Genomic DNA, 19,846 nt, shown 5'->3' on the forward strand with positions numbered 1-19,846 from the left:
GTGAAACGCGTCATCGCCGATGGTAGTGTGGGGTTTCCCCATGTGAGAGTAGGTCATCGCCAGGCACTTAATATGAAAACCCCGGTCTCGTTGAGACCGGGGTTTTTGCTTGTGGGGCGTAAGCACTCCACACCCCCCATACATCGCAGCCCCTTCCGCGACCCTCCATGCCTCAAGGGGCCGACCCATCTGCAACCCTCCAGACCGATCCAAGGCACGGAAGGGTTTGCTTATCTATCACTCATCCTGAGCCATCGTCTCAATCAGACCTTCCTTGATATTCAAATAGTCGTATTCCAATATGCCGAGAAAGGCCTGTGCGGCTTTGACTGCTTCTACATGTTCGGTTGATGAAATGCGCCAGTAGTAGCGGTATTCGGTACTGATATCCTGAGCCAAGGTAAGTATTGCCAGTAAGTGACGGCTACGCTCATCAGCATCTATACGGTCTGTAAGCACGTCCAGGCGTTGCGGTTGCAGGCGAATACTCTCAGCGATATGTGCAGGCAAGTACCAGCGTTCAGCCATTCGTGCGCCGACCTGGTAGTGCGAGAGACCAAAGCACGTCAGTTCGGCCTGTTCCAGTGTGTTCGAGTTGCAACCAGGGTGGTCGCGCAGGAAATCCCGGTAATCCTTAAACGCCTGAATCATGAGGGGAAGGCCGCAGTCATGGAGCATGCCGAGTGCCTGCTGGTCATCAGTATTGATGCCCAGACACAGGCTCTCTGCCAAGGATACGGATAGTTTGGATACATCCCGGGCAGTATCCCAAAAACGCTCCATACGGCCTGTTTTCTTCAGTGTGTTGTGCATGATGATCAGACGGATGAGGTTGAGCACACGCTCAAATCCAAGCAGGTTTATGGCGTGCTCAATGGAGGTAATCCGTACTGCCAAACCGTAATAGGGACTGTTGATTGATTTCAGAATGGCAGCATAGATGGCGACATCATTCTTGATCAATGCAGCAATCACTCCCAGCTCAGGATGTGCCAGTTTGCACTGTTTGTTCAGTTGCACCAGAATTTCTGGCTGTGGGGGGATGAGAGAGTTGAACGACGTTTGATGCATACTGAAAACCGGATAAGTGTTCGACTGCAAGCGTGACTTGCTTGCCCTGATTGCCACCAGTATAGTGCCGCACACTTTCGGATTCAGCAGGTCATATCGTGAAACTTGATAATCCACCGAGAAAGCCCTTTGTCGCTAGAGGCGCGGGTGTGCGGCGGTGTGAAGGCTGCCGTTTGCCACAGGAAGTCTGTATCTGTGAATGGCGCACTACGGTTCCGGCACGCTGCCAGTTCTGGCTGTTGACCCATCGCTACGAATTCTACAAGCCGACGAATACAGGGCGTTTGATTGTTGATTCGATAGCGCATACACGGGTTTTCGAATGGTCACGTACCGAGCCATCATCCGAATTGCTGACAGCTCTGGCGGATGAGCGTTATACCCCCTGTTTGGTGTTCCCGGCAGGAGAGGATTATCAGCACCGCATGGTCGATAGCCTGAGCAGTGACAGCCGTATTCCCGTGTTCATCATCCTCGATGGGACATGGCGGCAGGCACGCAGAATGTTCCGGCACAGCCGTTACCTGCAGGATATTCCGGTGATCGAGCCGAAGACAGACCGTCTGAGCCGCTACCAGTTACGGCGTTCCAAGATAGATCATCATCTGTGTACGGCTGAGGTGGCAGTCGCTTTGCTTGAGCAGGTGGGTGACGTAGCGGCAGCTACACATCTGGAAGAATACTTCGAGCGCTTCAACAGCGGGTATATTGCAACGCGCAGGCGCTGGGCAGGACGGGAGCCCGAATAAGCTCCCGTATCACTGGGATCAGTGAGTTTCTTCAGTCGCCGGCTGCTCGGCGGACTGCTGCATCTGCTGGGCATAAAGGGCGTCGAAGTTGACCGGTGCCAACATCAGCGGAGGGAAGCTGGCTTTGGTCACAAAGTTGTCGACGGCTTCACGCGCATAGGGGAACAGCAGGTTAGGACAGAACGCACCCAGGGTGTGGTGCAGCTCTGGGCCTTCGATACCGGCAATCAGGAAGATACCCGCCTGCTGCACTTCGACCAGGAAAGCGGTCTCGTCGGCATTCTTGGCGGTCACGGTCAGGGTCAGGACCACTTCGTAGTGCTTCTCATCCAGAGTGGTGGTGCGGGTGTTCATCTCTAGATTGATCTCGGGCTGCCAAGGCTGTGTGAACGCTTTGGCACCGGCAGGTGTTTCCAGTGAAGCGTCCTTTACAAACACGCGCTGCAGGGCGAATTGGGGCTGATTTGCTGTTTCAGACATGTGTTAATCCTTAGGTGAGGTCTTGTTGTTGTCGCATCAGGAAGCGAGCAGTGTATCGAGCTGTCCCTGGCGTTCCAGTGCGTACAGTTCGTCACAGCCGCCGACATGGGTCTGGCCGATGAAGATCTGGGGTACTGTCCGTCTCTGGCTGCGCTGCATCATTTCCTGACGCAGGCTCGGATCGGCTTCAATATCGAATGCTGTATAATCCACACCTTTGCTGTCGAGCAGCGCCAGAGCGCGTGTACAGAAAGGGCACCAGCGGTTCAGGTAAATCGTTACGTCGGTCATAGGGCTCACTTGACGATCGGCATGTTCTGGCCTTTCCATTCGGTCATGCCACCGCTTAAGCGCACGACATGTTCGAATCCGGCGGCCTTCAGTTGCTTGGCGGCGGTACCGGCAGCCTGGCCCAGGTTGCAGACCACAATAACCGGCTTGTCCTTGAACTTGTCCAGTTCACTCAGGCGGCTTTCCAGATTGGCCAGCGGGATGTGATGTGCGCCGGTAATGCGTCCGGTATCCCATTCCTTGCGGGTGCGGATATCCAGGACCACACCCGACTCCTTATTGATCAGGCGGGTCGCCTCCGCAGGCGTGACCGATTTCCCGGCTTTGCGCTTTTCGGTAGCCAGCAGGATGAGAAGCGTCAGTACCCAGGCACCGACCAGATAGTAATGCTGTGTTGCGAATTCGATCAGGCGTTCCATAGTAATTCCGGTCAAAGGGACGGAGAGAAAGCCAACAAGTATACAATGCCACCGTGACAGCGATAAGGGCATGCCGTGAAAAGCTGGGCCGGGCGGTTAGCTAATCCTGCGCCAAGACAGTAAAATGGTTGCCTGTTTTTTAATCGACTGGACAGACATAGCACCCATGACTGATGCACGTGCAACCAAAGCCCTGATTATTCTTGATGGCTTCGGCGTGGAGTCCACGCCCTCTTCCGCAGTGGATGCTGCCTACACGCCCACTTGGGACCGACTGCTGTCGCAGCACCCCAACTCCCGTATCCAGACATCCGGCATGGCGGTCGGCCTGCCGGACGGGCAGATGGGCAATTCAGAAGTGGGACACATGAACATCGGTGCTGGCCGCACGGTGTATCAGAACTTCACCCGCATCTCCAAGTCGATCGCCGATGGTGACTTCTTCGAGAACGCTGCGCTGTGTACGGCGATGGATACGGCCATAGCAGCCGGTCGTGCCGTGCATGTAATGGGTTTGTTGTCTCCCGGCGGTGTACACAGCCACGAGGAACACATCTTTGCGTTGCTGGAAATGGCGGTCAAGCGTGGTGCTCAAGACGTGTACCTGCATGCGATTCTGGATGGTCGTGATATGCCTCCCCGCTCTGCAGAGCCCTCGCTCCGGGCCGCTGAAGCGACCTTTGCACGCTTGGGAACCGGTGCAATCGCCACCGTGGTGGGTCGGTACTATGCAATGGACCGTGATAATCGCTGGGACCGGGTCGAACAGGCCTACAATGCGATGACACAGGGGCAGGCTGCGCAGCAGGCAACATCCGCACAGGCGGCATTGGATGCTGCCTATGCACGTGATGAAAACGACGAATTTGTGGCGGCCACCGTCATCACCGACGCAACGGGCCAGCCAGTGGGCTCCGTGCAGGACGGTGATACCCTCATCTGCGCCAATTTCCGTCCCGATCGTGCCCGTGAGATCACCCGTTGCTTTGTTGAAGCCGAGTTTGATGGCTTCGAACGGCAGGTCTGCCCTGCACTGGGAGGCTACGTGATGTTGACCGAATATGCCGCCGATATTCCGGCACCGGTTGCCTATCCGCCTGCGCGTATCCACAACGACCTGGGTGAATACCTGTCGGGGCTGGGCAAAACCCAGTTACGTATTTCTGAAACCGAAAAATATGCCCATGTGACCTTTTTCTTCAATGGTGGCCAGGAAGCGGTTTACCCGGGTGAAGACCGGATTCTGGTACCGTCGCCGCAGGTTGCGACCTACGACTTGCAGCCGGAGATGAGCGCTCCGGAAGTGACCGAAAAACTGTGTGACGCGATTCGCAGTGGCAAGTATGACCTGATCGTATGCAACTTTGCCAATGGCGACATGGTGGGTCATACCGGCAATTTCGATGCTGCCGTCAAGGCGGTAGAGGTTGTGGACGAGAGCCTGACTCAAGTGCTGGAGGCTTTGGCCGAGGTTCAGGGTGAAGCTCTGATCACGGCGGATCACGGTAACGTTGAGCTGATGCGTGATCCCAATAGCGGCCAGCCGCATACGGCGCACACCACCTGGCCGGTAGCCTTGATTTACGCGGGTCCGCGCGCCGGGCAGCTCCAGCTGGCGGACGGTGCACTCTGTGATCTGGCACCGACACTGCTGTCGCTGATGGGGCTTGAGGCACCGGCCGAGATGACGGGTCACTCGCTCGCCACGCTGTCCTGAACCTGAGCATGCGCTTCCGTCACCGGTTTGCGGGCCTGCTCTGCCTGAGCCTTATACCCTGGGCACAGGCAGCGCAGGATCCCGCCGCTACCGAGCAGCAACTCAAGCAGGTCCAGCAGCAGATCAGCCGTTTGCAAACAGCGCTGGAAAAGCGGCGGCGGGTGTTGGCCAAGGCCGAAGCGGAACTGCGCGATTTCGACAAACGTATCGGTATGGTGACGGCGGAGCTGCGTCAGCTCAACGGCCAGAAACAGCAGCTGCAACAGCAGCGTGGTGATCTGGGTGATGATGAAGCGCGGCTGACAGCAGAACTGCGGCAGCGTGAAGCCCTGATTCGTGACCTGCTGCGAGAGCAATACAAGCTTGGCCGCCAGCCTGGCATCGAGCTGCTATTATCACAACAGGATCCGCAGCAGCTGTCGCGGATGTTGCACTACTATGACAGCCTGACCTCACGCCTGGGCTCCGAACTTGAAGACTACCGGAGCCGGCTGCAACAGCTGACAGCCACACAGACCGCCATATCGACCACGGACGGAGAATTGCTGGCGACACGTACCCGATTACAGCAGCAGCACGGCATACTGGCTCAGGCCCGGGAAGGTCAGGCTCGCACTTTGGCTACCCTGAAACAGGCACACCAACAGGACAATACGCGCCTGGGTCGCTTACAGGCTGACAAGACCGAACTGGAAGCGGTGCTGACGGAAATCCGCCGCTCGCTGGAACAGATTCGGCTGAAGCAGGATGGGCTTAAATTCAGTCAGCGCAAGGGCAAGCTTGACTGGCCGGTGACTGGCAAGGTTAAACGGGCTTTCGGCAGCCGTGTTGATAATGTCAATTATGAAGGCTTGCTGATTGCCGCCGATGCCGGCACGCCGGTCAAGGCGGTGCATCACGGCCGTGTGGTTTTTGCGGACTGGCTGCGCGGTTATGGCCTGGTACTGATTCTGGACCATGGCAGCGGTTATCTGTCGCTGTACGGGCATAATGACAGCCTGCTGCGCGAGCCCGGTGAATGGGTCGGGACAGGGGAAACCCTGGCATTGGCCGGCAGCAGTGGCGGCAGTACGGAACCCGGGCTCTATTTTGCCCTCCGATATCAGGGCCGCTCCACCGATCCGATCGTCTGGTTGGAACGGCGCTAACTTACTTGCAGGGAATCCGATCATGAAGCTTTTCAGTCGTACACCGCTTGCCGTAGCCCTCTTGAGCTGTACCCTCAGCCTGCCGTATGCGGCAATGGCCGAGGACATGGCCGACAACCAGAACACCTTGCCGCTGACCGAACTACGCATGTTTGCCGATGTATTCGACCGCATCAAGCAGGCATATGTCGAACCCGTGGATGATCGCCAGCTGCTGGAGGATGCGATCCGTGGCATGTTGGCCGGGCTGGATCCGCATTCCGCTTATCTGGAACCGGAGGCGTTTGAAAGCCTGCAGGTTCACACCCGTGGCGAGTTCGGCGGGCTGGGGATTGAAGTCGGACTGGAAGATGGTTTCATCCGCGTGATTGCACCGATCGACGATACCCCGGCTCAGCGTGCGGGTGTGCGCGCCGGCGATCTGATCATCAAACTGGATGACACGCCGGTACAGGGACTGGATCTCAATGAAGCGGTGGATATGATGCGCGGTGCGGTGGGCACACCGATTCGGCTGACCATCATGCGTGACGGCCGCGATCAGCCGCTGGAGCTGGAAATCCTGCGAGACGTGATCAAGGTCCACAGTGTGCGGCATGAATTGCTGGAGACGGGTTACGGCTATCTGCGCATCTCCCAGTTCCAGGCCCATACCGGCGACGACCTGATCTCAGCAATCAATACGCTGCAGGAAAACGGGCCGTTAAAGGGACTGGTGCTGGATCTGCGCAACAACCCGGGCGGAGTGCTACAGGCTGCGGTTGAAGTCAGCAATGCCTTCCTGGATGAAGGGCTGATTGTGTATACCGAAGGGCGACTGCCCAACTCCGAGCTGCGTTTCAATGCCAGTCCAGAGACCGTAGCGGCAGATATACCGCTGATCGTCCTGATCAACGGCGGCAGTGCCTCTGCGGCTGAAATCGTTGCGGGAGCCCTGCAGGACCATCAGCGTGCCGTACTCATGGGAACCGACAGCTTTGGCAAGGGCTCGGTGCAGACCGTGCTACCTTTGGGTGAGGACCGGGCCATCAAACTGACGACCGCGCGCTACTACACGCCCAGTGGCCGTTCCATTCAGGCGCAAGGCATTCGTCCCGACCTGCGTGTGGATGATGCCACATTGACACCGGTGGATGCGGGTGAGCGGATCAAGGAACGGGATCTGGCGGGGCATCTGGAAAACGGTACCGAAGAGGCAGACCCTGCCCAAGGGGGTGGTTCTGAGCGGACGGCACGGGATTTCCAGCTGTATGAAGCCTTGAATCTGTTGAAAGCGATGCAGGTGCTACAGCGCACGTCTCCAGCGACATGACACTCTGATAGAAAGGGGCCCGGTGGGCCCCTTGTCAGTTGTAGCTGTGGGTGGTTATGCCGGGCGAAACAGTCCGCTGCTGAGTCGGGCCCACTGTTCGGGCCAGTGGGTCACCGGGCGCCGCTTGAACTCGGAGCGCACGAACTGACGGATGCGGCCTTCCGCCGCCGCCAGCATCAGGTTGGCGGTAGGGCCTGCCGGCATTTCGGTACGCAGACCTTCCCGTACCTCGGCCTCGCGCATGACCTGCTTGAGCTGAGTTTCCAGACGTTCAAACAGCTGGTTGACCCGTACCCGTAAGCGCTCGGTCTCACCGGACAGTGCATCGCCGGTCAGGATCCGGGCCATGCCCGGGTTCTTGTCCACGAAGGCCAGCAGCAGCGTCAGAATCTGCTCGCATTGGCGGGCCGCCGGCACGTCCGAACCGGTGATCAGGGTGATACGCGAGAACAGCGTCTCTTCAATAAAACCGATCAACCCTTCAAACATCCGTGCCTTGCTGGGAAAGTGGCGGTACAGCGCCGCTTCGGAAACACCAACCTCCCGGGCCAGCGCAGCCGTGGTAATCCGTTGTCCCGGGTTACTCTCCAGCATGTGTGCCAGCGCCTGCAGGATCTGCTCGCGGCGGGATATTTTCTGTGCCTTGTCGCTCATGCTGCGGGATTCAATTCGCTATTGTTGGTGATCAGTGTGCCCACGCCTTCATCGGTAAAGATCTCCAGCATACAGGCGTGCTCAACGCGCCCATCGATGATATGGGCGCTGCGCACGCCGCTTTTCACCGCGCTCAGCGCACAGTCGATCTTCGGCAGCATACCGCCGTAGATGGTGCCGTCTTCGATCAGGGCATCCACCTGCGCTGTAGTCAGGCCGGTCAGCACGGTCCCTTCCTTATCCATCAGACCGGCGATATTGGTCAGCAACATCAGCTTTTCGGCCTGCATCACTTCGGCCACCTTGCCTGCTACGAGGTCGGCATTGATGTTGTAGGAATGGCCGTCTTCACCGACGCCAATCGGCGCAATCACCGGAATGAAGTCGGAGTTGACCAGCATGTCCAATACCTTGACGTTGACCTTCTCCACTTCGCCCACGTGGCCGATATCGATGATTTCCGGCGCTTCCATCTCCGGCGTCTTGTGTTTCACCTTGAGTTTGCGCGCACGCAGCAGTTCGCCATCCTTGCCGGTCAGGCCAATCGCCTTGCCGCCCGCCGTGTTAATCAGGCCCACAATCTCCTTGTTGACCATGCCGCCGAGCACCATCTCGACCACGTCCATGGTCTTGGAGTCGGTGACCCGCATGCCGTTGATGAAGTGGGACTCGATCTTCAGCTGTTCCAGCAGATTGCCGATCTGCGGACCACCACCGTGGACCACGATCGGGTTCAGGCCGATCAGTTTCATCATCACCACATCACGGGCGAAACTGGCTTTCAGTGTCTCGTCGATCATGGCGTTGCCGCCGTACTTGATGACGATCGTCTTGCCGACGAAACGCTGGATATAGGGCATCGCCTCGGACAGAACCTGGGCGGTGGACATCGCTTGTGCACGGGACAGAGGCATAATCTCTCCTTGAGTGTTCGTTGCGGGTTCAGGCATCTGGGATCACGAGCGCGGCATCAATGGCGCTCAGACGTGTCTGGAACTCGGTCTTGATTCGATTGAGTGCAGTCCGGCTTTCCGCTTCAAAACGCAGCACCAGTACCGGGGTGGTATTGGAGGCACGCATCAGGCCCCAGCCATCAGCATAGTCGACGCGGACACCGTCGATATGGCTGACGTTGCCACCGGGGAATTTAGCCTGCTGCAGGGCATCAACCAGGACAAATTTATTGTCCTCGCGCACTTCGATGTTGATCTCGGGGGTGCTGATATCTTCCGGGTACGCGGCGAAGATGGCATCGGCATCTTCCGTACGCGCAGACAGGATTTCCAGCAGACGGGCGGCGCTATAGAGGCCGTCATCAAAGCCGTACCAGCGCTCCTTGAAGAAGATGTGACCGCTCATTTCACCGGCCAGTTGCGCCCCGCAGGCCTTCATCTGGCGCTTGATCAGCGAGTGGCCGGTTTTCCACATGGTGGCCTTGCCGCCCGCCTGCTCGATCACCTGCGGCAGCAGGCGCGAGCATTTCACGTCGAACAGGATCTCGGCACCCGGATTGCGGCTCAATACATCTTCAGCGAACAGCATCATGACGCGGTCCGGATAGATGACGTGGCCGCTCGGGGTAATCACGCCGACGCGATCGCCGTCACCGTCAAACGCGAGCCCCAGATCGGCCTGGTGTTCGGCAACGGCGGCGATGGCGTCCGTTAGATTGGCCAGCTTGCCCGGGTCAGGATGGTGGTTGGGGAAGGTGCCGTCCACATCGCAGTACAGCGGGATCACCTCGCAGCCGAGCTGTTCCAGTAACGCTGGAGCCAGCTTGCCGGGGATGCCGTTACCGCAGTCGACCACTATCTTCATGCCACGGCTGAGCTGAACATCGTCGAGGATGCGCTGGGTATAGGCCTGCTCGACCTCCCATGCTTCGGAGCGGCCCTGACCGTCGACATAAGCGGCTGTCGCGATGCGATCAGCCAAGGCCTGGATCTGGTCACCTGACAGGGTTTCGCCGCCCAGCATCATCTTGAAGCCGTTATAGTCGGACGGGTTGTGGCTGCCGGTGATCATGATGCCGGTCTGGTCAGCACGCTGATGAGCGGCAAAGTAGAGCGTCGGCGTCGGTACGTAGCCGATATCCAGCACCTGGCAACCGCTGTCGGTCAGCCCCTGGATCAGGATCGCCTTCAACTGTGGGCCGGACAGGCGGCCATCCGCAGCCACAACGACTTCGGTAATGTTGCGGGTAGCCGCTTCGGCGGCAAAGGCGCGACCAATATGATACACGGTGGCATCGGTCAGCGACTGGCCAACAATGCCGCGAATGTCATAGGCACGGAAAATGTCACGATCGAACTGCTCAAGCGAATAGGGCATCAGCGGTCTTCCTTGGGGTCAGTGAGTCTTTATATCAGGATCAGTGGCGGCCGGAAGAACCGAAGCCGCCGGCACCGCGATCGGAGTCACCGAACTCATCGACGATTTCGAATTCGGCCTGTACCACGGGCACCAATACCATCTGTGCGATGCGCTCGCCCGGTTCGACGGTAAAGGTGGTCTGGCCGCGGTTCCAGCAGGAGACAAACAGCTGGCCCTGATAATCGGAGTCGATCAGGCCGACCAGGTTGCCCAGCACGATGCCGTGCTTGTGGCCCAGGCCAGAGCGCGGCAGGATCATCGCGCACAGGCTCGGGTCTTCGATATGAATTGCCAGCCCGGTCGGGATCAGTTCGGTCTGGCCCGGTGTCAGGGTCAGGGCCTCGTCAAGGCAGGCACGCAGGTCGAGACCGGCGGAGCCTTCGGTGGCGTAGGCGGGCAGGGGGATGTCGCGACCAATGCGCTCGTTCAGGATTTTGACTTGCAGTGCTTTCATGTGGTGCTCGAATCGTTGCGTGAAATGTACAGGGCGATCTGTTCGATCAGCTGACGGGCCAGTTGGCGCTTGGAGGCTTGTGCCAGGTTGATCTCCTCCTGGGCGCTGACCAGCGTGACTGCGTTGTCGTCGCTGTTGAAGCCGATCTCCGGATTGGAGACGTCATTGGCGACAATCAGGTCCAACTGCTTGCGGGCCAGTTTGCTGCGAGCATACCCAATGACATCGCGCGTCTCGGCGGCGAAGCCGACGGTGAAAGGGCGCGACGTGGCCAGGCCCGCGACCGTGGCGACGATGTCCGGATTTTTGACCAGGCGCAGCTCCATGATTTCTTCGCTGCCCTTCTTGATCTTATGCTCGGCAATCGCCACCGGCCGATAGTCGGCGACGGCGGCGGCGGCAATGAACAGGTCGCAGCTGTCGATGCCGTCCATGGATGCGGCCAGCATCTGCTCAGCGGTTTCCACCTGCACACATTCGGCTCTGGCCGGTGGTGCCAGCGTGACCGGGCCACTGATCAGTTTGACGCTGGCACCGGCATCAATCGCGGCTTCTGCCAGTGCATAGCCCATCTTGCCGGAACTGTGATTGGAGATGTAGCGTACCGGATCCAGCGGCTCACGGGTGGGGCCTGCGGTGATGAAAACACGCTTGCCGGCGAGAGCGCCGTGCTGGAATTGCTCGGCGGTGAGTTCGGCCAGCTCTTCCGGTTCCAGCATGCGGCCGGGACCCGTGTCACCACAGGCCTGGGCACCGACGCCGGGTCCGAACAGGGTCACACCCTGGGCACTCAGGCGGCGAACGTTGTCCTGGGTGCGGGGGTCACGCCACATCGCCTGGTTCATCGCCGGGGCCAGGCAGATGGGAGCATCACTGGCCAGGCACAGGGTAGTCAACAGGTCATTGCCCATGCCGGCACTGAAGCGGGCGATGAAATCGGCACTGGCCGGGGCGATGAGGATCAGGTCGGCCCACTTGGCCAGTTCGATATGGCCCATGCCGGCTTCTGCTTCCGAATCGAGCAGCTGCAAGTGCACGGAATGACCGGACAATGCCTGTAAAGTCAGTGGGGTGATGAATTCGGTGGCGGCGGAAGTCATGACGATGCGCACGTCGGCACCGGCACCCTTGAGCAGGCGGGTCAGTTCGGCGCTTTTGTAGGCCGCGATACCGCCGGTGATACCGAGCAGAATGCGCCGGTTAGTAAGTCTGTGCATACCCTGGATATCCGATAGTTTCTCATCTGGGAACTGGGCGTTAAGATACCACTTCGGCTGAATAAAACGTAGCGGGTTCAGCACGGATTAACACTCACATGGAGGTGAGGATGACCATCAAGGACTGGCCGGCTGAAGAGCGGCCACGGGAAAAGCTGCTGGCGCGCGGGGCGTCGGCGTTATCGGATGCCGAGCTGTTGGCGATTTTTTTGCGCACCGGAGTGCAGGGTTGCAGTGCGGTTGATCTGGCACGACAGCTGTTGGAACATTTTGGTGGTCTGCGGCCGCTGCTGGAATGTGAGGAGGCGGCATTCTGTGCCGCGCACGGCCTGGGACCCGCAAAATATGTGCAGTTGCAGGCGGTCTTGGAGATGTCACGGCGTCATCTGGCCGCGCGTCTGGTACGTGAATCGGCTCTGGAGAGCCCAGCCGCAGTGCGTCAGTATCTGGCGAGCCAATTACGCCATGAACCGCGAGAAGTGTTTGCCTGTCTGCTGCTGGATAACCGGCACCGGGTGATCCGTTATGAAGCGCTGTTCTACGGCACCATCAATGCGGCCAGTGTACATCCGCGGGAAGTGGTCAAGCTGGCGCTGGCACATAATGCGGCGGCATTGATCCTGGCGCACAACCATCCCTCGGGCGTGGCGGAGCCTTCACAGGCCGATCGGCAGATCACTGATCGCCTGGTTCAGGCGCTGGGGCTGGTGGATATACGGGTGCTGGATCACATTGTAATAGGGGACGGTGAGTCGGCATCCTTCGCCGAACGTGGCCTGCTTTAGTTCGCTGGTGAAAAAAGCAACAGCTGTCTGGTGTTTGTGCCTGCGTTTCTGTATGATATGCGGCCTTCTGTTCCTTAATGGTACGGTATTCTGTCCGAATTCGAATGGGACGCTCCGCCTGAGGCCGCATTGTTGCGTGGCCAATAAACATCGAACAGAGGTTACCTAATCCTTGTAAGAAAGGTTTTTAATTATGTCTCGAGTTTGCATGGTAACGGGCAAAGGCCCGGTAACCGGTAACAACGTTTCTCACTCAAAGCGTAGAACGCGTCGTCGTTTCCTGCCGAACCTGCATTGGCACCGTTTTTGGGTAGAAAGCGAAAACCGTTTCGTACGTCTGCGTGTTTCCTCCAAGGGCATGCGTATCATCGACAAGAAGGGCATCGATTCAGTTCTGACTGAACTGCGTGCTCGTGGCGAAAAAGTCTGAGGAGATTGAACCATGGCTAAAGGCGCACGCGAGAAGATCCGTCTGGTATCCTCTGCTGGTACCGGTCACTTCTACACGACCGACAAGAACAAGCGTAACACCCCGGATAAGTTCGAATTCAAGAAATACGACCCGGTTGTTCGCAAGCACGTGATCTACAAGGAAGCCAAAATCAAGTAATTGATTTTGCTGCCAGGATCCCGAAACCCCGCCATACCTTGTGTATTGCGGGGTTTTTTATTGTCTGGCGGTGAAGGGGGCGGGTCGTATAGGATAATGTTCATTACAGTTCTGCACGGGCCCCTGACATGACATTACCTCCCGGCTTGATCCGCTTTGTGCCATTGGCATTCGTACTGCTCTGGAGCACCGGTTTTATCGGTGCCCGCTACGGGCTGCCGTATATCGAACCGTTTTATCTGCTGCTGCTGCGCATGCTGCTGACGCTGGTGGTGTTTGCCGGTTTGATCGTGGTGTTTCGTTCACCCTGGCCTGCGCCGCGCCAGGCGTTGCACCAAATGGTGACGGGTGCGCTGGTGCATGGTTGCTATTTGGGCGGGGTGTTTGCCGCGATCAAGTGGCAGTTGCCCGCGGGCGTGACGTCGATTCTGGTTGGGCTGCAACCGGTACTGACAGCAGTCATGGTGTGGGCCTGTTGGGGACAGGGCCTGAGACGGATGCAGTGGATCGGTTTACTGCTGGGTCTGGCCGGTGTTGTGCTGGTGTTGGCCACGGGTCTGCAGCCGGGGCAGTTCGAGCTGCGTATCGAAGCGGTATTGGCAGCCATGCTGGCGCTGGTGGGCATTTCCGTGGGGACGCTGTACCAGAAGCGCTTCGGCGCGGGTACCGATCTGCTGACCGGTTCGTTCTATCAATATCTGTCGACCGCTCTAATGATGGCCGTACTTACGTATAGTGTGGAGCAGCAGCATGTCGAGTGGCATCCCGAACTGATTGGGTCCCTGCTCTGGCTGGTGTTTGGCTTGTCGATCAGCGCCATTCTGCTGCTGATGCTGATGATCCGCGAAGGTGAGGTGGCGCGCGTGGCCAGCTATTTTTACCTGGTGCCGCCAGTGACTGCGCTGGAGGCCTGGTGGCTGTTCGGTGAGCAGTTGTCAGTGATGGCGCTGGGTGGCATGGTGCTGGCGGTAGCGGGTGTGTATCTGGTGTTGCGCGTGCGTCCACCCGGCTGAATTGTCGTAATCTGCCGGCGTTTGTTGTTGAAGGAGTAGAAATGCCCGAGTTGCCTGAAGTTGAAACCACCCGGCGCGGTATTGCGCCGCATGTGGAGCAGCAGCGCGTGCTGGCGTTGCATGTACGTCAGCCCCGGTTGCGCTGGCCGATACCTGAGCAGCTGGGCGACTGGATCAGTGGTGACCGGGTACAGCGGATCGAACGTCGGGCCAAATATCTGTTGTTCCGTTTCAGCCGCGGGACGATGATCGTACATCTGGGGATGTCGGGCAGTTTGCGTATATTGGCCGCCGACACGCCTCCCGGCAAACACGACCATGTGGATCTGGTGCTGGACTCGGGGCACCTGCTGCGCTTGACCGACCCACGTCGCTTCGGTGCCGTGCTCTGGCAGGATAATGGCACGCAACACAGTCTACTGGCCTCGCTGGGGCCTGAGCCACTGGATGAGGCGTTCAGTATCGCGTATTTACAGCAGTGTTGTGCCGGGCGCAAAACCTCGATCAAGGCGTTGATCATGAACGCCAGCATTGTCGTGGGAGTGGGTAATATTTACGCTAACGAAGCGTTGTATCATGCTGGCATAGATCCACGTCGGGCTGCCGGGCGCATCGCGGCCGCCCGTTTGGGGCCGCTGGTCACCGCAATCAAGCAGGTGCTGGCGGCTGCGATCGAACAGGGCGGAACCACGCTGCGCGACTTTGTCGGTGGTGACGGCAAGCCCGGATATTTCAAGCAGGAGCTGCATGTCTACGGGCGTGGCGGTGAACCCTGCCATCAGTGCGGTACGCCGCTTTCAGAAGTCAAGTTGAGCCAGCGCAGCACGGTATTTTGCCGTCAGTGTCAGCGCTAGCCGGGATATGCAATGAGTCGAAAGCGTGATGACAATATCGAAATCGAACTGAAACGCCTGACGCTGCGTCGACAGCTGGGCATTGAGTCGCAGTTGCAACAGCGGCAGTGTATATCTGTCGGTGAGCTGCCGCTGCATACCGAATACTATCACCACGGTGCCGAGGCACCTCTGTTATTGTTTCTGCCGGGCATCGGTACGTACTGCGAACTGTACGCCGAGCTGCTGGCCGGTTTTTGTGCGCAGGGCTTTAACGTGGTGGGCGTTGATCTGCGCGGGCATGGTTATTCCGGCGGTACCCGGGGCCTGTATACGGTGAAGCAAGCCGTTGCCGATAGCATGCAGGTGATTGATCACTATCGCCAGACTATCGACGGTCCGGTATATCTGTACGGATATTCGATTGGTGCATTGCTGGCCGTGGCGATCGCTGAGCAGGATGAGCGGGTCGATGCGGTGGTTTGTGGCACTCTGCTGGTGCCCGAGATAGCACCGGATATGCTGCATCACTTGGGCTGGTCATGGATCTGGAGCAGCGCCTTGCTGATGCCGGGCATGCATATGCCGATGAAAAATTTCATCGACTATGATCGCCTGCTGGCAGGGCATCCTGCCGGTGACGAGATCAACAGCGATCCACGGATCGTGTTCGATTATCCGCTGCAGACCCTGTCCAGTTTGTTTACCCATCGCCTTGGCGTGTTACGCCAGGCATATGATTTCCGCAGTCTGATTATTCATGGCGAGCAGGATGAAGTGTTGCCCTTGAGCTACTCACGGCGAGTGCAGGAAGCTCTGGTGCATCCGTTTGCCCTGCAGCCTGTACCTGGCGAGGGGCACATGTTGCCCTGGGACAATCCTGACCTGCTGGTGCAGCAAATCAGTGCCTGGTTACAGGACACTGTCACCGGGGTGTAAGCGATCGGTCACACTCCCGTCATCCTGAACTGGCAACAATGCGGTTGAAGCCAATTCGGAGGTGGTGCCATGAACCGTCTGCAGCAACTGGGTGCTTTCGATACCCGTGCTTTCCACTGGTGTAATTTGCACGCCCGTTCGGTGCCGATCCTGACCGGTAGCCGTTGGCTTTCGCGGTTGGGCGACGGCAGCGCCTACTTGCTGCTGGGCATCGGCCTCGCGGTGTGGGAAGAGACTCGCGGGATCGACTTTCTGCAAGCGGGCCTGCTGGCATATGCCATTGAGCTGCCACTCTACCGGCTGTTGAAAAACAGTATCCGTCGTGCCCGTCCCTGTCACTGTATCGCAGGCTTTCAAGCCGCGATTGAACCTGCAGATACCTTCAGCTTCCCCTCCGGGCACACCGCTGCCGCTTTCGTATTCGCCATGCTGATTGCCGAGTTCTATCCGGCGCTGATTATTCCCGGTTTCCTGCTGGCTGCGCTGGTGGGCGCGGCCAGGGTGATGCTCGGGGTACACTACCCGACCGACATTGCGGCAGGTGCGGTGCTGGGCGTGGCGACGGCAACGCTCGGGCTGCAACTCTGGGCGTTGTACTGATGCGGATTCTCTATGGTGTACAGGCAACCGGAAACGGTCACATTACCCGTGCCAGGGTGCTATTGCCCGCACTTCAGGCCGCTGGTGCCCAGGTGGATATGTTGTTCAGCGGACGCGCACCAGAGCAGCTGTTCAATATGGAAGCGTTCGGTGACTACCGAGTGCGTCGCGGCCTCACCTTTATCACGCAGGCCGGGCGGATACGGCGTGGGCGCACCCTGTTGGAGAACAGCCTGCTGCAGTTCCGGCGCGATCTCGGATCGCTGGATCTGGGTGGCTATGATCTGGTGCTGAGTGACTTTGAACCACTGACGGCGTGGGCAGCTCGGTGCCAGGGTATACCCTCGGTCGGCGTGGCGCATCAGTACGCGTTTCATCATCCGGTGCCAGGTGTCGGTCGGCTGCCCTGGCTGAAGGCGGGTGTGCGCCTGTTTGCCCCGGTTGATCAGCCGATCGGCTTGCACTGGCATCATTTCAATGCACCGATATTGCCGCCAATGGTTGAGCCGGTTGCGGCTCCTATTGCGGCGGACGCATTCATTCTGGTCTATCTGCCGTTTGAATCACTTGAAGAAATTATCTATTGGCTGTCGGCCTTCAGTGCGTATCGCTTTCGGGTGTACTGTGCAATTGCCGAGCCGAAGCGCATTGGCTCGTTGGCGCTGGAGCCTTTCTCGCGCGATCGTTTTCAACAGGACCTGTGCGCCTGTGCTGGCGTGATTGCCAATGCCGGATTCGGTTTATGCAGCGAAGCGGTGCAGGCTGGCAAAAAACTGTTGGTGAAACCGTTGGGGCATCAACAGGAGCAGACATCCAATGCGGCAGTGTTGCAACAGATGGGACTGGCAGAGGTTATGCCGGACTTTGATGTGACCGTGATCGAGCGCTGGCTGACACAATCGTCTGGTGTGCCGAAGCCATGGCCGGATGTGGCGAGTGCATTGGCGAGCTGGTTGATCACGGGGCGCAAGCAGCCGTTGACTGCGTTGTCGCGTGAGCTTTGGCAGCAGGTCGATTAGCCGTGTGAAGATGGTAAAAAACGTGGACAGTCAATCGAAGGTGGGGGCCATCTGATAAGCGAAAGAAGTACATTGTTCCGTCAACATACTCCTTCCTCTGGCTGTCCTATCCGTGCGGTCGAGAGGCATCCTGCCCGTGTATATCCTTATGTCCCTGTACCGCTGCGTGGCCTTCCTTGTATTCGTTCCCTGAACAGGAGATCCACATGTGTAATTATGCCCATCAGGAAAATTCTGGATATAGGAATTTTTCCTAATTTTGTCCTCAGGCGCGTTTTATGACCTCATCGACCAGGCGATTGATGCCGGATGCAGCCTCGGAAATGGAGCCGGCCAGCATATAGGCAGGCGTGCTGATCACGTTGTGCTGATCATCGACGACAATCTGGTCCACGGGACAGTTCACATGTTCACCGCCCATATGGTTGATCGCGCCAGCGACGCCTTCGTCTGTACCGATGGTGCAACGAATACCGGTGCCGAGCAGTTTGGGGGTCATGGCGGGAGCGATACAGATCAGTCCAACCGGCTTGCCGGCTTGCCGGATGGCATGGGCGAAGCGCAGCAGGTCTTCATTGATGGTGCACTCGGGTCCATTGACGGCGAAGTCGCTCAGGTTCTTGGCGGCACCGAAACCGCCGGGGATGATCAGCGCATCAAAAGCGTCGGCATCAGCAGCGGCGAGGTCTTTGACTTCGCCGCGGGCCAGGCGGGCGGCCTCGACCAGAACATTGCGTTTCTCGCCTGCGGCTACTTCACCGGTCAGGTGATTGATAACATGCAGTTGTTCGATGTTGGGTGCAAAACACTGATAACGGACCCCGTGATGCTCCAGGCGCAGGAAAGTCAGCACCGATTCGTAGATTTCAGAGCCGTCAAAGACGCCGCTGCCGGACAAGATCACCGCAATATTTTTCATGCTCTCGTTTCTCCTCGGTTGCCGACCGGTAAAGGTGGAATGGGTGTTGTGATGTGTCATGTCGACGTGGTCACAGATTACGTTAAGATGGAAATCAATATCAAACGCAGCCGTGATGCTTAAGACAAACCACTGGTGATTGTCATCTAAGCGTCACAATTCTATCGTCCAATACAGTCGAAATTAAGGAAGTGAGCCGTGGCCTTTACCAACAGCCAGCGTTTCTACCCGGAAACCCGTATGCGCCGCATGCGTGCCGATGACTTTTCTCGCCGCTTGATGCGTGAAAACGTGCTGACCACCGATGACCTGATCTATCCGGTTTTTGTGCTGGAAGGCGAGGGTCAGATTGAAGATGTGCCCTCAATGCCCGGGGTACAGCGTTACAGTATTGATCTGCTGGTGGAAAAGGCACGCGAATGGTCGGCGCTGGGGATTCCTGCACTGGCCATTTTTCCGGTGACACCGGCCAGTGCCAAGAGCGAGTTTGCCGAGGAGTCCTACAACCCGGACGGGCTGGTACAGCGCACCGTGCGTGCGCTCAAGGCGGCGGTGCCGGAGCTGGGGATCATGACCGATGTGGCGCTGGACCCGTTCACGACCCATGGTCAGGACGGCATCATCGACGAAAACGGCTATGTCTTGAACGACCGCACGGTTGATACGCTGATCAAGCAGGCGTTGTCGCATGCGCAGGCAGGTGCCGACATTGTGGCCCCGAGCGACATGATGGATGGCCGTATCGGCGTGATCCGCGACGAGCTGGAAAGCCACGGTCTGGTCAATACCCGCATCATGGCGTATTCCGCCAAGTATGCGAGTGCCTATTATGGCCCCTTCCGTGACGCGGTCGGCTCTGCAGGCAATCTGGGTGGCGGCAACAAGTACAGTTATCAGATGGACCCGGCCAACAGTGACGAAGCGTTGCATGAAGTCGCCATGGATCTGGCGGAAGGTGCCGATATGGTGATGGTAAAGCCGGGCATGCCCTACCTGGATATCGTGCATCGTGTAAAAACCGAATTGAAGGCGCCGACCTTCGTCTACCAGGTCAGCGGGGAGTACGCCATGCATGTGGCGGCCTTCCAGAACGGCTGGCTGGACGAGGAGGCCATCATCATGGAAAGCCTGCTTAGCTTCAAGCGTGCAGGGGCCGATGGCATCCTGACCTATTTCGCGGTCAAGGCGGCACAGATACTTAACCGCAAATAGAGCATATACTCGGATGGATGACCGTTTTGAA

23 protein-coding genes are annotated in these 19,846 nt (G+C 58.2%); 13 read left to right on the plus strand and 10 right to left on the minus strand.

Annotated elements, in window-relative coordinates; all coding sequences use genetic code 11:
• Positions 1-237 precede the first annotated feature (237 nt).
• On the minus strand, positions 238-1,071 hold the full coding sequence (locus CLV44_RS08065) for an HDOD domain-containing protein (protein WP_106591611.1): 834 nt from the start codon (positions 1,069-1,071) through the stop codon (positions 238-240).
• Positions 1,072-1,169: 98 nt separating this feature from the next.
• Between CLV44_RS08065 and CLV44_RS08070 the strand changes: the two genes are divergently transcribed.
• A complete protein-coding gene (locus CLV44_RS08070) occupies positions 1,170-1,820 on the plus strand; it encodes a tRNA-uridine aminocarboxypropyltransferase (RefSeq protein WP_106591612.1) in 651 nt (216 codons plus the stop codon).
• An 18-nt stretch (positions 1,821-1,838) separates the two neighbouring features.
• Here CLV44_RS08070 and secB read toward each other — a convergent pair whose 3' ends face one another.
• From secB to CLV44_RS08085, 3 genes are read right to left on the minus strand one after another with little or no spacing between them, the layout of a single operon-like run.
• Complete coding sequence (gene secB / locus CLV44_RS08075; protein WP_106591613.1) at positions 1,839-2,300, minus strand: protein-export chaperone SecB; 462 nt, start codon at positions 2,298-2,300, stop codon at positions 1,839-1,841.
• 36 nt (positions 2,301-2,336) lie between these two features.
• Positions 2,337-2,591, minus strand: a complete 255-nt coding sequence (gene grxC / locus CLV44_RS08080) for a glutaredoxin 3 (RefSeq protein WP_106591614.1) — start codon at positions 2,589-2,591, stop codon at positions 2,337-2,339.
• A gap of 5 nt (positions 2,592-2,596) precedes the next feature.
• Positions 2,597-3,010, minus strand: a complete 414-nt coding sequence (locus CLV44_RS08085; RefSeq protein ID WP_106591615.1) for a rhodanese-like domain-containing protein — start codon at positions 3,008-3,010, stop codon at positions 2,597-2,599.
• Positions 3,011-3,176: 166 nt separating this feature from the next.
• On the opposite strand from CLV44_RS08085, the gene gpmI reads away from it, so the two are divergent.
• Genes gpmI through CLV44_RS08100 form a run of 3 tightly spaced genes read left to right on the plus strand, consistent with a single transcriptional unit; the run spans position 3,177 to position 7,187 of the window.
• Entirely contained in the window at positions 3,177-4,727 is a 1,551-nt protein-coding gene (gene gpmI / locus CLV44_RS08090) for a 2,3-bisphosphoglycerate-independent phosphoglycerate mutase (RefSeq protein ID WP_106591616.1), read from the plus strand.
• A gap of 8 nt (positions 4,728-4,735) precedes the next feature.
• Complete coding sequence (locus CLV44_RS08095) at positions 4,736-5,875, plus strand: murein hydrolase activator EnvC family protein (protein WP_106591617.1); 1,140 nt, start codon at positions 4,736-4,738, stop codon at positions 5,873-5,875.
• Positions 5,876-5,897: 22 nt separating this feature from the next.
• Positions 5,898-7,187 carry a S41 family peptidase gene (locus tag CLV44_RS08100; RefSeq protein ID WP_106591618.1) on the plus strand — a complete coding sequence of 430 codons (1,290 nt, stop codon included), beginning with the start codon at positions 5,898-5,900 and terminating at the stop codon, positions 7,185-7,187.
• Between the two features lie 54 nt (positions 7,188-7,241).
• Here CLV44_RS08100 and slmA read toward each other — a convergent pair whose 3' ends face one another.
• Genes slmA through coaBC form a run of 5 tightly spaced genes read right to left on the minus strand, consistent with a single transcriptional unit; the run spans position 7,242 to position 11,885 of the window.
• Positions 7,242-7,841 carry a nucleoid occlusion factor SlmA gene (gene slmA / locus CLV44_RS08105; protein ID WP_106591619.1) on the minus strand — a complete coding sequence of 200 codons (600 nt, stop codon included), beginning with the start codon at positions 7,839-7,841 and terminating at the stop codon, positions 7,242-7,244.
• Positions 7,838-8,755: an acetylglutamate kinase gene (argB, locus tag CLV44_RS08110; RefSeq protein ID WP_106591620.1), complete on the minus strand. Its 918-nt coding sequence runs from the start codon at positions 8,753-8,755 to the stop codon at positions 7,838-7,840. The genes slmA and argB overlap by 4 nt, the downstream gene beginning before the upstream one ends.
• Before the next feature lie 28 nt (positions 8,756-8,783).
• Positions 8,784-10,172 carry a phosphomannomutase/phosphoglucomutase gene (locus CLV44_RS08115; protein WP_106591621.1) on the minus strand — a complete coding sequence of 463 codons (1,389 nt, stop codon included), beginning with the start codon at positions 10,170-10,172 and terminating at the stop codon, positions 8,784-8,786.
• Between the two features lie 40 nt (positions 10,173-10,212).
• Entirely contained in the window at positions 10,213-10,668 is a 456-nt protein-coding gene (gene dut / locus CLV44_RS08120; protein WP_106591622.1) for a dUTP diphosphatase, read from the minus strand.
• Positions 10,665-11,885 (minus strand): bifunctional phosphopantothenoylcysteine decarboxylase/phosphopantothenate--cysteine ligase CoaBC, encoded by a 1,221-nt coding sequence (gene coaBC / locus CLV44_RS08125; RefSeq protein WP_106591623.1) that lies wholly within the window; start codon positions 11,883-11,885, stop codon positions 10,665-10,667. The genes dut and coaBC overlap by 4 nt, the downstream gene beginning before the upstream one ends.
• Before the next feature lie 110 nt (positions 11,886-11,995).
• Between coaBC and radC the strand changes: the two genes are divergently transcribed.
• The 8 genes from radC (at position 11,996) to CLV44_RS08165 (ending at position 17,684) form a co-directional block, all read left to right on the plus strand.
• A complete protein-coding gene (gene radC / locus CLV44_RS08130; protein WP_106591624.1) occupies positions 11,996-12,670 on the plus strand; it encodes a RadC family protein in 675 nt (224 codons plus the stop codon).
• Between the two features lie 193 nt (positions 12,671-12,863).
• Positions 12,864-13,100 carry a 50S ribosomal protein L28 gene (gene rpmB / locus CLV44_RS08135; protein WP_106591625.1) on the plus strand — a complete coding sequence of 79 codons (237 nt, stop codon included), beginning with the start codon at positions 12,864-12,866 and terminating at the stop codon, positions 13,098-13,100.
• 12 nt (positions 13,101-13,112) lie between these two features.
• Entirely contained in the window at positions 13,113-13,280 is a 168-nt protein-coding gene (gene rpmG / locus CLV44_RS08140; RefSeq protein ID WP_027854336.1) for a 50S ribosomal protein L33, read from the plus strand.
• 128 nt (positions 13,281-13,408) lie between these two features.
• Complete coding sequence (locus CLV44_RS08145) at positions 13,409-14,293, plus strand: DMT family transporter (RefSeq protein ID WP_106591626.1); 885 nt, start codon at positions 13,409-13,411, stop codon at positions 14,291-14,293.
• A gap of 41 nt (positions 14,294-14,334) precedes the next feature.
• The gene (mutM, locus tag CLV44_RS08150; protein WP_106591627.1) at positions 14,335-15,147 is read left to right on the plus strand and encodes a bifunctional DNA-formamidopyrimidine glycosylase/DNA-(apurinic or apyrimidinic site) lyase; all 813 of its coding nucleotides are present in this window, start codon (positions 14,335-14,337) and stop codon (positions 15,145-15,147) included.
• A gap of 12 nt (positions 15,148-15,159) precedes the next feature.
• A complete protein-coding gene (locus tag CLV44_RS08155) occupies positions 15,160-16,065 on the plus strand; it encodes an alpha/beta hydrolase (RefSeq protein ID WP_106591628.1) in 906 nt (301 codons plus the stop codon).
• 69 nt (positions 16,066-16,134) lie between these two features.
• Positions 16,135-16,665, plus strand: coding sequence for a phosphatase PAP2 family protein (locus CLV44_RS08160; protein WP_106591629.1), 531 nt, complete (start codon positions 16,135-16,137; stop codon positions 16,663-16,665).
• Entirely contained in the window at positions 16,665-17,684 is a 1,020-nt protein-coding gene (locus CLV44_RS08165) for an MJ1255/VC2487 family glycosyltransferase (protein WP_106591630.1), read from the plus strand. Before CLV44_RS08160 ends, CLV44_RS08165 begins: the two co-directional genes overlap by 1 nt.
• A 265-nt stretch (positions 17,685-17,949) precedes the next feature.
• Here the strand turns inward: CLV44_RS08165 and elbB are convergent, their stop codons facing one another.
• Entirely contained in the window at positions 17,950-18,603 is a 654-nt protein-coding gene (gene elbB / locus CLV44_RS08170) for an isoprenoid biosynthesis glyoxalase ElbB (RefSeq protein ID WP_106591631.1), read from the minus strand.
• A 198-nt stretch (positions 18,604-18,801) separates the two neighbouring features.
• Here elbB and hemB point away from each other — a divergent pair, with 198 nt between their 5' ends.
• The gene (gene hemB, locus CLV44_RS08175; RefSeq protein ID WP_106591632.1) at positions 18,802-19,815 is read left to right on the plus strand and encodes a porphobilinogen synthase; all 1,014 of its coding nucleotides are present in this window, start codon (positions 18,802-18,804) and stop codon (positions 19,813-19,815) included.
• Positions 19,816-19,846 lie beyond the last annotated feature (31 nt).

It is taken from the genome of Marinobacterium halophilum (genome assembly GCF_003014615.1).
Taxonomy (GTDB): domain Bacteria; phylum Pseudomonadota; class Gammaproteobacteria; order Pseudomonadales; family Balneatricaceae; genus Marinobacterium; species Marinobacterium halophilum.